Below are 13,306 nucleotides of genomic sequence, written 5' to 3' on the forward strand. Positions count from 1 at the left end.
CACCTCACCATTCTTTTGTCTTACCTTCGCGTTTGTTCTGCATCACCTGGGTTTGATATACGAGGACAGGAATCAGAGAAACCAGGGCAAGCACACCAAAAACTGCCGAGCGATTTACAACCGCAAATATTGCGAACATAAGCAGGAGCAGCAGCCACGGATTACGCAGATTTCTGTAATAGTTTTCCTTGTCCTCATAAGAAGTATGAAGTTCAAACGGCTTACCGTCATTATCTTTTTCTACAATCAACAGTTCCCGATTAAAGGTGGTGGCATTTGTTGCTATGCGTCCGCCTTTTTCAGCCCATGGCCGTAGGCGTACTTTACCAACAGAGTAGTTCAGGTTGATGTTTTTATAAAATACTTTGTAACCCATCCCCTCTAAAAACTCATGATAATCGGACGCGTTGGCTTTCGATTTTTGCCCGATAAACTCCACGCAGTATTTTACCTGATCCGGTTTACACGCCTCAAATTCATACAACATTTTTTCCGTCCGAATCAGACGATAGCCCTTTTCAGACATTTTATTCAACCAATGTTCCTGGGCAGTCAACAAACCGCCAAAGAAACGATAACACTTTTTGCTCATACTGCACCTCCAATAATTCCATTGGCCACTCCTACAAGTTCATTGAGCCTTATAAGTTCCTTTTCTGCAATTTCTTTTCCTTGTGTTGTGATGAGATATTCTTTTTTCCGTCCCGCACTATCTCCAAAAGGTGCAATCCAGCCTTTTTCCTGCAACGAGTTCAACGCACCATATAAAGTACCTGCCCCCAGCGTGAGCCGCCCTTTTGTACTATCTTCAATAAATTGCATGACAGCATATCCATGTTTCGGGGTATAAAGGGAAAGCAAAATAAAGAATGTCACCTCTGTGAGCGCACCGCCTTTCGCATTGTCTCGCATAACACCTGCCTCCTTATTACGGTTACTGTAATAAATATATCACTAACCGTAATAGAAGTCAATAACGATCCAAAATATAACAGCAAACTTAAAAAGCGGGGCAGCACACGCCGCCCCGCCGATTCTATATGCTTATTCCATCGCTCGCATTTCTTCCACAAGCGATTGATTTTTCTGCCTGCGCATTGTCCAGAAGGACAGAATCACCTCCAGGCCAAACAGCACCAGAACGAACAGCCCCATTTGCAGGAAGGGGAAGGAATATGGCATGATGACTCCATGGAAAGTCATTTCACTGAATTTCCGGGCAGCAATCACTGCAATCGGGAGGCCCGCTACCAGGGTTGCCAGCGCAGCAGAAAACGCATAGCAAATTCCCTCATAGATGGTCATTTGACAGAGCTGTTTTCTGGTCAGACCGATGGCACGAAAGACGCTGTTTTCCCTCTTTCTGGACATCTGATTGGAGAGGGTTGTGTTGATGAGATTGACCACGCCAAAGAGGAATACCAGCCAGGACAGCGCCTGAAACCCTCCAAAAACGACCCGGTTTTCCATTTCCTCATAATCCTTATGTATCCCAATGGTATCCAAGTCAAGATCCGGATTGGAAGAAATGATCGCACTCAGACTGTTTTCAATCTGCTCCGCCTTTTTGGGATCGCTGACAATGCTCCAGGAATAATCAAAACAGTTGATCTTTGGCATTGCTTCCTGAAATAGCTCTTTGGTTGCAACCATGCAGGTGCTGTCCAATGCCAGAGGACCATGACCATTTTTAAGCCCATCGTTTATGAGCAGACCGGAAACAGTGACAGGAATCTCTTGATCCCCTATGGTAAGTTTGATAACTGACCCCACATCTACACCGATCATATCTTCTGCATAATCCATATCAAGTGCAATACTATGGGAATCTTGAGGTAAAGTTCCGGACACAAGCGCCGCTTCCATTTGATCCCTGTTTCGGTCACTCAACAGATCACACATTCCGCCGGAAGAACTTTCCTCATTTTCAAACCGCACATGAACCGCCTGACGATTTTCTATCACATCTGTTACGCCATCCACGGCCAGCACCTCCTGCCGAAGCGCTTCATTCAAAGGATTTCCTTTTGACATCACCTCATATTCTGTTTTTTCAGAATGGATATAGATTTTATAATCCCCATCCGGGAAATACTGTCTTGCGATCCGCTCCGGCGAACGAACCAAAAGAATAGAAGCTGTCACCAAAAGGATCACCCCGCCCAGACTCAGGGAAGCCACGATACTGATCGTCTTTTTGCGGTCACGCCTGAAATTTGCAATTCCCATGGAGAGGGGATTTAACCGCATATTCTTCTTATGTGTGTGGGCCTTTCCGCTCTGATTGCCGGTAAAGCGGACTGCTTCAATCGGGGAGATACTGGCGGCAATCTTTACCGGTCTGCGGATCGCAATGGATACCATAAACCAGCCAAGCAGTGCAGTCAAAACAATCGCGGCTGCATAAAATAGCAGATTAAACCCACGGGGAAACAGTGCAAACCCGGCTGCACATCCCAGCAAAATACCGATACCAATGCCAGCCCATCCTAAGAAACGGCCTTCTTTTTTGACAATACGGCGGATCTGTTTTGGCGTTGTGCCGATGGTCCGCAGTTGTCCATAGCTTTGGATTTTATCATTGATAGAAATTCGGAAGATACTTTGTATCACAACATACCCTCCGATGATGACCAGAACTGCAATTCCGGCAACCAGCGCCAGCATACTGACATTCACAGGCTGCTTATAGAACTTCATATAGCTGAGGTTCATGATCGGCATTTCCAGCTGATATTCCTTGGCAATCTCCCTGCTGCGGGCAGTCAGCTCTGTTTCATCCATTTGCTGCTCATTCTTAAAATGCACATAGGCTCGATAATCAGCGGGGTCATAGCCGCTCCATCCTTTCAGGGCTTCTTTGGAAAGAAGGATGGAAGATCCATTTACCTCTTTTTCCTTATAGCCTTCCATAATGCCAGTCACCGTGTATTCTCCGTGAAAGCTCTCGCTGCTTAGCATAACCTTTTCGCCAATCCCGGCGTCTGCAGCATAGTTGGAAAGGAAATAACGGCTCACCACCACCTCATCCTCCTTTTGGGGCAGTCGGCCTTCCAGCAGCTTCATCTGGTCACGGGCAATATACATCGTTTCCTCATCACAATAGATATAGGAGGCATTGTATCCCTGCTCCGCAGGTTCCACAGCCAGCATATAATACTCTCCTACCCTTGAGAAGTCATCCAGCCCCTTCAGGGTGGACACATCTTCCTCAGTAATCCTGGTATAGACCGCCTCATAAGTATCCTCCACATGATTTTTCTCTATCTGCCGGGTAGACAAAGCCATCACAATCGAAAAACAGATCAGACAGGATGCCAGCGCAACGGCGATCACCACCATCAAATTCCGGCGTTTTTCGCTTTTCAAACTTTTTCTTGCCAGTTTCCTGACAATATTTCCTGTATCATTTTCAAATGGTACTGTCATTTTGATCATCTCCTTTAAGTCTTATATTTCTGCTGTCAGCAAAGCGGCGGCTTCACATCGGAAGCCGCCGCCTCTGGTTAGTCCATGGTCTTGATCCGCTCTACAAGGGAAAGCCGTTTAGAGTAACGGACAGCAACCACAGAGAAGATTCCGGTCACGACCAAAAGTGCCAGAACAAAAACAACCGTTTCCATCAAAGGGAATTGATAGGACAGTTCCCCGAAAATATTAAAACTGCTGATCACATAGTCAAAGATCCAGCCCAGTATCCCGCCAATGCCAACCGACAAAAATACCGTAACCCCTGCGTACCACAGGCATTCTGCAATCAGCATACGGGAAACCTGCTTTCCGGTCATTCCCACAGACTGCAAAATCCCAAGCTCCTGCTGCCTTGCCAGCAGATTGGTCATCAGGGTGTTGACCAGATTTACCATGGAGAACACAAACAGGAACGCCAGCAGCAGATAAACACCGCGGGTCATCATCTTTAGCTGCGATTCCAGGGATGCCGCATGGTCTGCTCTGGAAAAGACCGTCAGCACCGGATTTTCCAGCAGGCTGAAAATAGATGCCCTGAGCGCATCCGAGTCCTCCGATGTATGGACATTCCAAACAGCCTCTCTGTTCTCAATGTCCGGGTAGAGCTGATCGGCCAGTTCTTCTGTAAGGGTAAACAGGCCCCATGCGCCGGTGCCTGATGTCACTGACGGTTTCGCAATCCCCATGACCGTTACTTCTATGGCCTTACCGTCCATGGATTCAAAGGTCAGTACATCCCCGACAGCAGGCGTATAGCCATAAAACATACTTAAAAGATGATCTTCCGAATCAGTCACGACCACACCGTTGTTCGCGGCAAGCTCCTCATAATCTGCGCTGCCCTGTTCCAGATTTTCCTCCGGCAGCCACTGTTCCATCTGCTCTCTGTCAAACACAGGGAACTTTAATGCAACACTTTCCTGAGGGAGTTTCACCGTTACGGATGTCACTTCATGGCTGGTGATAGATTCCACACCATCTATGGCAAGAAGCTCCTGACGAAGTTCTTCTGTCAATGGATTTTCCCGCGCGATGGCAGGCAATCCTTCCGCGCCTCCCGAATCCATCCAGCTGACCTCATAGTTACAGTGATCTCCCATGGCTTCTATCGCCATCTTTTCGGGACTGATGGAGTTGAGTACCGTAGCGGCTGTTACCAGAAACACACCCGTCAATCCCAGAGATACCAGAGTGATGACCGTCTTTTTCCTGCTCCGCCTAAAGTTCATCTGTGCCATGGAGAACGGCGTAATGCGGTGGTTTTTCTGATCTTTGCGGTCTGTTGCCGTTTCATAACCACTGGAGCGGACCGCTTCGATTGGGGATACCCTCGCCGCCATTCGGACAGGCGCATGAATGGACAGAAATACCGTCAGGGCGCAGGCTGCTGCGGTCGCAGCCAGATAGGGCAGATTGCCCATCCAGCTCCAATGTGCCGGGAAAATAGCAAACCCGATAGACCCTCCAACCAAAAGCCCCAGCGGGATACCACAAAGAGATAACAGCAATCCCTCCCGCCGCACGATCCGCCGGATCTGTTTTGGTGTTGTGCCAATCACTTTCAGGCGTCCATATTCCCGCATTTTGCCCTTTACGGAAATGAAAAAGATACTGTAAATGACCACGGCACAGGCAACCAGCAAAAGGATTGCCACGGGAATGTAATATTTCATCACGCCGGACTTAAAGCCCTGCATATCGAAATAGTTGGAACTGTAAAAAATCTGATCCTCTGAGACATCGTTGGCAGAAAGGAATGCTGCAATATCCGCCTTGAGCTGCTCCAGCTCCATACTATCAGCACCAGTATAACGAAGCCGAAATTCAAACAGCGGCTCTCCCTGCGCCATCTCCTCCACAAATGCTTCAGATACATAAAGCTGGAACATACGGGAGTCATTCTCCACATCCATGATACCGCTGACGGTATAGGTCTGCTTTCCGTTTCCAAGATTCACTTCTATGGTCTGCCCGACTTCTGCGGGGATTTCAAAATAATCAAGAAATGCCCGTTCTACCAGAATTTCATTGGCAGCCTGCGGAAGTGTCCCAGTAAAGGAAGGCTTCTTACCCAATTCCATCCAGTTGGCATCCGCATACTCCACAGTCAGAACGCTGTCACCATAGCGGGCAGAACCGTAATTCTGGGAAAGGCCCCAGCGTTCCACTTCCGGGCAGTCTTTCAGTCTTTCAATCGTATCATGGTCACAATTCACCACAACCGCCTGATACTGTCCCCGAATGTCCGCCTCCAGTTTTCTGTCACTTCCCGCTCCTGCACAAAAAATCGCTGCCATCAAAGCGGCTGCCAGAGCAATCGTTACGATCACAAACAGGTTGCGCCGCTTATCTGTCTGAATACTTCGTGACGCCAATTTTTTAATAACCGGCCCTGTATCATTTTCAAAAGGCAATGTCATGTCTGCCACCTCCTTTATCCAACGATTTTGCCATCCTCAATCCGCACGATACGGTCTGCAAGCTGGGCAATGGCATCATTATGTGTGATCATTACCAGCGTCTGGTTAAATTCACGACTCGTTCTCTGCAAAAGCCCCAGCACATCGGCGCTGGTCCTGCTGTCCAGGTTTCCGGTGGGTTCATCGGCAAGGACGATAGCGGGCTTTGACACCAGAGCGCGGGCGATAGCCACACGCTGCTGCTGGCCACCGGAGAGGTTGTTTGGCATATTCTTCAGCTTATCCTCCAGTCCCAGCATGGACACCACATCCGCCATGAATTTCTGATCCACCGTATCCCCATCCAGCTCCACCGGCAGGACGATGTTCTCATGGACATTTAGGATCGGCACCAGATTGTAGTTCTGGAAGATAAAGCCGATATTGCGGCGGCGGAAGATGGTAAGCTGCTCATCGTTCATCTTCGCCAGCTCCTTATCCCGCACCATCACGCTGCCGGAGGTGGGTGTGTCCAGACCGCCCATCATGTGAAGCAGGGTGGACTTACCGGAACCGGAAGTGCCGACCACCGCCACAAATTCGCCTTCCTCCACAGAGAAGTTCACGCCATCCAGGGCGCGGGTAATGTTCGGCTCTGTGCCGTAGTATTTTTTCAAATCCGTTGTCTGCAAAATTTTCATAACAGTTACCTGCCTTTCTTAATTTGTTGCATATAGAGTAAAGGAGAAATGTTGCAGAATTGTCCTAAACGCTATAAAAATCCATGGTGAATTGCTTCAATTTTAGGACAATTCATTTTTCAACTTCGCAAAGGGAACCCTCTGGTGTCGCTTCCCCGTCAATGAAAGTAATCTGATGAATAGCGGTAATATTCTCGTTATATTCTTGCCCCTGACTTTCCAGATAGGCTTTGATTTCTGCCGGATCTGTAATGTCGTTTGCGGTATAATCGGTAAATGTAACCTGATGAACAGCCATAATATCGGCAGTATATTCACCGCCTTGCTGCTCAATGTAACTTTGAACTTCAACGGGGTCAGTAATATCTGTAATGGTATATCCTCCGTTAACAGTGTTCTCTTTGTTTTCTTGTGCCAGTACTTCATTGTGGCTCTCTGCTACATGACAAGCTGTACATGGTATCAATAGCATCGCAGCAGCTATAAATGAAATCACCATCGTTTTTTTCATGGTCTTTGCCTCCTATTTGGGGTGAGGACATAATTGTAAATCATGAATGTCCGCGAAATGTTACAATGCTCGGACATTTCAAAAATTCTTATGACAATTCCCGTATTTGATCTACCAGAGATTGTTTTTTTATCTGCCGAATTGCGAAACACGAGAAAAGCATTTGGACAGCAAGCATCAGTATAAAATAACTGAACATTTCAACTGTCGGAAAATGATAGCTTACTTTTCCAAAAATACTCATTGCACTAAAGACGGTGCAGAGAAGATACCCGATAAGAGTTCCGCATGATATGGAAAGAAGCAACACCCCTAATGTATAGAACAGGCCCTCTATCAATAACATTTTTGAAAGCTGTTTACTGCTCAAACCAACTGCTTGCAAAACACCCAATTCTCGCTTCCGTGTCAAGATGTTTGTTATCAGTGTGTTTAGCAGATTGATAATGCCAAAAACCCCAATAAACATAATAAAAATGTAGACTGGCATACGATAGTTCAATAGTTTTTCGTTGTATGCCTCTACCCAATCATTCAAGGTACTAACATAGAGGCTGGAAGTCGGTGGAATTATCTTTTGTATTTCATCTTTTGCGGCTGCCCATTTACTGTCATCTGTATCTACAATAAATTGATAATTGAGGTTATCAATAGGAACGATCTTTGACAGCATTTCTAAAGGAATAAATAGCGTATCATATCCGCCATACGGGATATTCGCATCCACAATTCCCATTACTTTTACTTCCAATGTTTGTCCGCCAACTTCAATCAGAAGTTCGTCCCCAATCGCGGCATCCCACCCAAAAGTTTCTTTCCACTGTGGGCCATTTTCAATAATAATGCCATTATTATTAAGTAGTTCCTGCAAATCCGCTGTACCATCAATCAAATATTGTTCAAGCAATTTTTGAGAGCTTGGCGTATATGCGTCTGAAACAATCGGTTCAATATCTCCCGTTGGCATACGAACATTCAAAACGGTGCCTTGGTATTCTTTTATTTCTTCCACACCATCTATGTCCAAAATGGATTCTCTAAAATCTTCTGTAAGCAGATTCGATTTTTGGAGTTCTGAATATTGTTCGCTGTTATGTGCCTGCGGCCCGTAATCGCCTAATTCAAGGCGAATTTCTCCGTAAGGAAAACTCCTACGCGCCATCGCTAAGGGATCAATGGAATTAAAATATGCAGAGCTTGCCATCAGCAAAATTCCACATACCCCTAACGACAGGATCGTTAAAGCGGTTTTCTTTCTGTTCCTCGCAAAATTAAGGAACGCTAAATTTTTCGCGGATAGAGAACGATGTAACACTTTTGTACTGTTTGACATTACATCATTATTGCCCGCCATATAACGGACTGCTTCAATAGGCGTAACATGAGCAGCAATTTTGGCTGGCTTAATTACAGCAATCATAACGCATAGATACACAAACAGAGCTGTGACAGCGGCAATTACAAATACCATTAAAGTGTTCCAGCCTTGCGGGACAAGGACATATCCCGCTATTGCACCGGCTAATATTCCAATCGGAATAGCAATTCTGGAAAGATGAAATCCCTCTCTAAAAACGATTCTTTTCATCTGTTTTCCAGTTGCCCCTATTGTCCGCAGTTTTCCATATTCTTTTGTTTTTCTGGCTATGGACACATAGAACAGACTGTAAATAACAAGGGTACACGCCAAAGCGATAATAAGACTGATAAATGCTATTACAGTGATATATTGACTGCTTCTCTGTTCAATGAGAGAAAAATAATATGTTGAAAACTGCATTTGCTCCGGCTGTATTTCCAATTCTCTGCACAATGTTGATAATTCAGCTTGTATAGCAGCCTTAGACCAACCATCAGATTCATTCAAACGGATATAAGCGGAGTATGCCGGTTCGCTGATCTTGTTTTCAATATAGGACTGCGACACGAATACGGAATAATTTGAATTTTCGACAGGCAAAATACCACATAAGGTATAATCTTTTTCTCCATCTCCCAGATTTAACGATATAGTATCGCCTATGGATTTGGACAATCCAGCTCTATCAAGAAACGCCTTTGTGATAGCAATTTCATTTGTAGATTTGGGCAATTTTCCCTCTAAATCAGGATATTTTGCTAATTTCATTAGTATTTCATCTATTGAACGAACGGTTAATTTGTAGTCCCCATAAGATACTAAACCCAATAAATGACTTACCCCCACTTGAACCCTATCGTCATTTACTAATTTCGTAATGGTATCATTATCGACTTCATTGATAATTGCTTGATAACGCCCAGCCGCATCATTTAATGATTTTCGCTGAGAAGCAAAAAAATACAAGGTCGTTGTCATTATCAAGCAGGTAGCTAAGGCAATCGTAATGATAATGAGGATGTTTCGACTTTTATCTGCTTTTAAGTTTCGTTTTGCCAACTTCTTTACAATGATACGGGTATCATTTTCAAATGGTAACGTCATAGCCATTCACTCCTTTCGCTGTTATCCTAACCCCCAAATGTTGCAGAAATATCCCAAAGGCTCAACAGTTTTAGGGTGAATTGCTTCAATTTTAGGACAATTCATTTTCGTGTGTCTTTTTTATAAAGCCGGATAGATATAAGCAAAACCATTGCTAACTGAATTACAACAAAAAACAGCGTCAGCCAAACGCTCTCATAATAAGAAATATCTGTCCAGAAGATCACCAGATCTACCAGAGCCACCACACCAGCCGACCATCTGATTTTTCTTGGAAAGAAGTGCCGGAGCAGCAGAACAACAACGACCGGCGGGATCAGCAAGCAAGCTGCATTGATGAGTAATGTCTTTGTGATTTCCATAAGGCCACCTCCAATTTCATGATGTTGCTGTCAGCATAAATCCCAAATGTTGCAGAATTGTCCTAAAATCCATTGTCCTCTAAAAATTTTTCAAAAAAGGCAGCCTGCCAAAACAGACTGCCTCAGAATTATTTTATGGGCAGGAACACGGAAAAAGTTGATCCTTCCCCAACTTTAGACTCGACGGTAATATAGCCGCCCTGCATGGTAATGATCTCACGGGCAAGGTATAAGCCGATTCCGACCCCATCTATATCATGCACCGCTTCATCCCGATAGAAGCGTTTGAAGATCGTGCCCTGAGAATGTTCCGGGATGCCTCTGCCTGTATCCGTCACATCTATCCTCAAATACATTTCCCAATCCCGTACCCTCACCTGGATGCTGCCACCGGCAGAGGTGTACTTTACCGCATTATCCAGAATGTTAAACAATGCTTCGGAAGTCCAGCGGCTGTCATGGGATATTGTCAAATCAGATGGGCAGTCCACCGACAGGCTGATCTCTTTTTGTTCCATCGGAGCCAAAACACCATTGATGGCGCTCACCAGCGTATCCCCGATCACAGCATCTTGTTTCTCCAGCGTAATGACACCCGTTTCCAGACGGGAAGTTTTCACCATTCCCTGAATGAGAAAATCCAGTTTATCCAGCTGTGTGCCTGTGGCCTGCAAAAACTCCTTGCGCTTTTCTTCTGTCAATGGCCTTGTCAGCATCGTATCGTTGATTAGCTTCAAATTTGCGATGGGGGTTTTGGTCTGGTGGGAAATATCCGATACCAGGGATTGCAGTTCTTCCTTTTCTCCCTCTGCCATGTGTCTGGTTTTCTGCATCACATTATAGAGTCGTTCCAGACGATGGCTGATCCGAGACAGCAGTGTTTCCGCTTCATAGTCTACCTGGGGCCGGTCTGTACTGTCCATCATGTGATCCAATGTCTGGCACAAACCATCGGTGAACAGAGAAAGTTTCTTTTGAAAATAGTGCAGAAAAACCATGCCCCAAATATAAAACGCAACTGTAAAAATAATGCAGCAAATGACAACACGCACATCTTTCGTCAACAGGAAAAAAATCAACAGCAGCAATGCGGCAGTGAGCAGAGTCCCCGCCACAATTTTTCTCAAAAATGCCCTGACAGATAAATTTTGCAGCTTCATCGAGGCTCACCGCCAATCCACTGATAGCCCATTCCATAAGCTGTCTTAATATATTTCCGCTCATCTGTTTCGATTTTTTTGCGGATACGGCTGATGATCGTCGTCAGCGTATGCTCATCCACAAAGTCCCCATCAATGTCCCACAGCTTCTCTAAAATCTGCCGCTTGGTCAGAATAATCCGGGGGTTCTTTACGAACAGGAACAGGGTGCGGTATTCCTTCGGTGTAAAGTCCAGGGATTCTCCGGCAAGGGACGCACTTTGTTCGGAGAAGTCGATTTTCAAAAAGCCATCATCAAACAGATCATGCCGAGGTGTCCGCAGTTCCAGATTTGCAAAAACCGCCGCTACTTTTTTGCAAAGCACCGTCACAGAAAATGGTTTGGTCACATAATCCGCACCGCCGACTTCATATCCCTTGAGCATATCGCTCTCCTTATCATTGGCTGTGATAAAGATGATATAGGTATGCTGACCGCGATTCCGGATTTCTTCACACAGATCCAGTCCGCTGCCATCGGGCAGGTTAATGTCCAATAGTGCCACATCAAATTCATTTTCGCGCAGCTTTCTTACCGCGCTGTCAAAATTAAAAACAGAAATGACCTCATATCCATCAGAGGTCAGATTATATGCCAAGGTCCGGTTCAAAAGCTGATCGTCCTCTACAATTAGAATCTTCTTCAAGACCTTCACTTCCTTCCTTATTTTTCAGCTATACTAATAAGATAAACACCAAATGTTACAGAAATGTCCTAATCAGATATTTTTCTTTTTAATTATAGGATAGCCTACTTTTCAGCACAAGGGCAAAAATGCGAATACATACAATAGTTTCAATGTTATGTTGTACAACAAAACGCCGCCGCAAACGATACGATTGCGGCGGTGCTGACTATGTATAAAATCTTTTTGTAGTTACATGGGTATGGTGCAGTTGAATTAAAAAAACCTCTATTCTGCTATACCCTGCGGAACTTCAAATTTGTATCCGCTCCCCAGAACAGTACGAATATAACCCGCTTTCGGCATATCCGGAGTCAGTTTTCTGCGGATCTGACCAATGACGCTGGCAACAGCCGTTCCACAGTTTTCGCTATCTCCCCCCCCCCACACTTCTTCATAGATCTGCCCAGCAGAAAATACCCAGGATGGATGGTTTGCCAAGTATACCAATGTCGCAAATTCCCGATGGGTCATAGAAATCAACTCACCATTTCGATGTACCGTTCTCTCCTTCAGGCGGAGTTCCAATCCCGGAAAAACAAGAATATTACACGGATGGGATGACACAGTATGGTCAAATCCTGGCTCGGCCGCAATAATCTCCATAATTCTGCTAAGTATGTATTCTTCATGGTCTGTTACCGACAGTACAAAGATTTTTCCCATATATCCCTCCACTTTAACATATAGAACCTGCAATGACTTATTTTTTCTATTGTCTTTGTCTGAATACTATTCTACCATCCCTTTTTTCTAACTATTTTTTTCTTCTTAGCAACAGTCAATATCCTAGCGTCTTTCTTTTTATTTGCAAGAATAATTACAGAAATCAAGAATGTCAAAACCATTATGATAAAGGCAGGGAAAATGTGATAAGTATAACCATATTCCGCGCCACAAGTAGGGTCTACTAAAATCATGCTTGCTTTAATCGGATAATAATTTAACAGTGTTCCTTCAAAAGTCCCGAAATATCCATACACAAAAGCTAGCGCAACCCCACCCAAAAAATTGTTTGCCGAACAACAAAATAGCAAAATAATCGGCAAGACTGAAATATAGATTCCTATATTCGCCCCAGTAACACGAATAAACATATTGAGCAGATTGCCAAAATGCACTCCTGGAAATCCAGCAATAACATTGATTACTAATGTTAGCACGCATCCTATAAGGCTAAAGCAGATTGTCAACAACAATAGGACAAGTAGTTTTCCAGAAAGTAACTGTTTATATGGAATAGGAATTGTTGATATATTCTTCATCGTATCGTCTGTATATTCCCTTGTTATAATATAACCTGCTATCAATGCAATGATAATTGGAAAAAACAAGGTACAGTTACTAATCATAACCTGTTGCATAAAATAGTCAAACGTCCATGTCTGTCCACCGTTGGCTGTGGAATAAAACAGTGACAGTAACGGAGAAAGTGTTGCCATAATAATTCCGGCTTTTATTACGGAATATCGCTTTAATTTTAAAAATTCGGTTTTTATAATATTTCTCATAT

12 protein-coding genes are annotated in these 13,306 nt (G+C 44.6%); all 12 read right to left on the minus strand.

The features are described 5' to 3' along the window. Positions 1 to 4: 4 nt before the first annotated feature. Positions 5 to 592: a DUF2812 domain-containing protein gene (locus WMO62_RS10350; protein WP_148336069.1), complete on the minus strand. Its 588-nt coding sequence runs from the start codon at positions 590 to 592 to the stop codon at positions 5 to 7. Next, complete coding sequence (locus tag WMO62_RS10355) at positions 589 to 912, minus strand: PadR family transcriptional regulator (RefSeq protein WP_004841007.1); 324 nt, start codon at positions 910 to 912, stop codon at positions 589 to 591. The genes WMO62_RS10350 and WMO62_RS10355 overlap by 4 nt, the downstream gene beginning before the upstream one ends. Before the next feature lie 132 nt (positions 913 to 1,044). Further along, entirely contained in the window at positions 1,045 to 3,429 is a 2,385-nt protein-coding gene (locus WMO62_RS10360) for an FtsX-like permease family protein (RefSeq protein WP_227589429.1), read from the minus strand. 77 nt (positions 3,430 to 3,506) lie between these two features. Next, on the minus strand, positions 3,507 to 5,891 hold the full coding sequence (locus tag WMO62_RS10365; RefSeq protein ID WP_227589430.1) for an ABC transporter permease: 2,385 nt from the start codon (positions 5,889 to 5,891) through the stop codon (positions 3,507 to 3,509). 14 nt (positions 5,892 to 5,905) lie between these two features. Beyond that, positions 5,906 to 6,571, minus strand: a complete 666-nt coding sequence (locus WMO62_RS10370; protein WP_003501940.1) for an ABC transporter ATP-binding protein — start codon at positions 6,569 to 6,571, stop codon at positions 5,906 to 5,908. Positions 6,572 to 6,683: 112 nt separating this feature from the next. Further along, the gene (locus WMO62_RS10375) at positions 6,684 to 7,082 is read right to left on the minus strand and encodes a hypothetical protein (protein WP_118646858.1); all 399 of its coding nucleotides are present in this window, start codon (positions 7,080 to 7,082) and stop codon (positions 6,684 to 6,686) included. A gap of 88 nt (positions 7,083 to 7,170) precedes the next feature. Beyond that, a complete protein-coding gene (locus WMO62_RS10380; protein ID WP_158580898.1) occupies positions 7,171 to 9,546 on the minus strand; it encodes an ABC transporter permease in 2,376 nt (791 codons plus the stop codon). A 101-nt stretch (positions 9,547 to 9,647) separates the two neighbouring features. Then, the gene (locus tag WMO62_RS10385) at positions 9,648 to 9,908 is read right to left on the minus strand and encodes a hypothetical protein (protein WP_025532026.1); all 261 of its coding nucleotides are present in this window, start codon (positions 9,906 to 9,908) and stop codon (positions 9,648 to 9,650) included. 128 nt (positions 9,909 to 10,036) lie between these two features. Next, positions 10,037 to 11,068, minus strand: a complete 1,032-nt coding sequence (locus WMO62_RS10390; protein ID WP_118646862.1) for a sensor histidine kinase — start codon at positions 11,066 to 11,068, stop codon at positions 10,037 to 10,039. Beyond that, positions 11,065 to 11,754, minus strand: a complete 690-nt coding sequence (locus WMO62_RS10395; protein ID WP_039959333.1) for a response regulator transcription factor — start codon at positions 11,752 to 11,754, stop codon at positions 11,065 to 11,067. Before WMO62_RS10395 ends, WMO62_RS10390 begins: the two co-directional genes overlap by 4 nt. A gap of 267 nt (positions 11,755 to 12,021) precedes the next feature. After that, entirely contained in the window at positions 12,022 to 12,459 is a 438-nt protein-coding gene (locus tag WMO62_RS10400; RefSeq protein ID WP_148336047.1) for a winged helix-turn-helix domain-containing protein, read from the minus strand. A 71-nt stretch (positions 12,460 to 12,530) separates the two neighbouring features. Beyond that, positions 12,531 to 13,304 (minus strand): ABC transporter permease, encoded by a 774-nt coding sequence (locus WMO62_RS10405; protein WP_308459191.1) that lies wholly within the window; start codon positions 13,302 to 13,304, stop codon positions 12,531 to 12,533. Between the last annotated feature and the right edge of the window lie 2 nt (positions 13,305 to 13,306).

Source organism: Hominiventricola aquisgranensis (genome assembly GCF_040096225.1).
Lineage (GTDB): Bacteria > Bacillota > Clostridia > Lachnospirales > Lachnospiraceae > Hominiventricola > Hominiventricola aquisgranensis.

What these genes read in the sequence shown, in the direction of transcription:
- WMO62_RS10365 (WP_227589430.1), bottom strand. Translation starts at nt 5,891, where the DNA reads ATGACATTGCCTTTTGAAAATGATACAGGGCCGGTTATTAAAAAATTG.
- WMO62_RS10390 (WP_118646862.1), bottom strand. Translation starts at nt 11,068, where the DNA reads ATGAAGCTGCAAAATTTATCTGTCAGGGCATTTTTGAGAAAAATTGTG.
- WMO62_RS10380 (WP_158580898.1), bottom strand. Translation starts at nt 9,546, where the DNA reads ATGACGTTACCATTTGAAAATGATACCCGTATCATTGTAAAGAAGTTG.
- WMO62_RS10405 (WP_308459191.1), bottom strand. Translation starts at nt 13,304, where the DNA reads ATGAGAAATATTATAAAAACCGAATTTTTAAAATTAAAGCGATATTCC.
- WMO62_RS10355 (WP_004841007.1), bottom strand. Translation starts at nt 912, where the DNA reads ATGCGAGACAATGCGAAAGGCGGTGCGCTCACAGAGGTGACATTCTTT.
- WMO62_RS10350 (WP_148336069.1), bottom strand. Translation starts at nt 592, where the DNA reads ATGAGCAAAAAGTGTTATCGTTTCTTTGGCGGTTTGTTGACTGCCCAG.
- WMO62_RS10375 (WP_118646858.1), bottom strand. Translation starts at nt 7,082, where the DNA reads ATGAAAAAAACGATGGTGATTTCATTTATAGCTGCTGCGATGCTATTG.
- WMO62_RS10370 (WP_003501940.1), bottom strand. Translation starts at nt 6,571, where the DNA reads ATGAAAATTTTGCAGACAACGGATTTGAAAAAATACTACGGCACAGAG.
- WMO62_RS10385 (WP_025532026.1), bottom strand. Translation starts at nt 9,908, where the DNA reads ATGGAAATCACAAAGACATTACTCATCAATGCAGCTTGCTTGCTGATC.
- WMO62_RS10360 (WP_227589429.1), bottom strand. Translation starts at nt 3,429, where the DNA reads ATGACAGTACCATTTGAAAATGATACAGGAAATATTGTCAGGAAACTG.
- WMO62_RS10400 (WP_148336047.1), bottom strand. Translation starts at nt 12,459, where the DNA reads ATGGGAAAAATCTTTGTACTGTCGGTAACAGACCATGAAGAATACATA.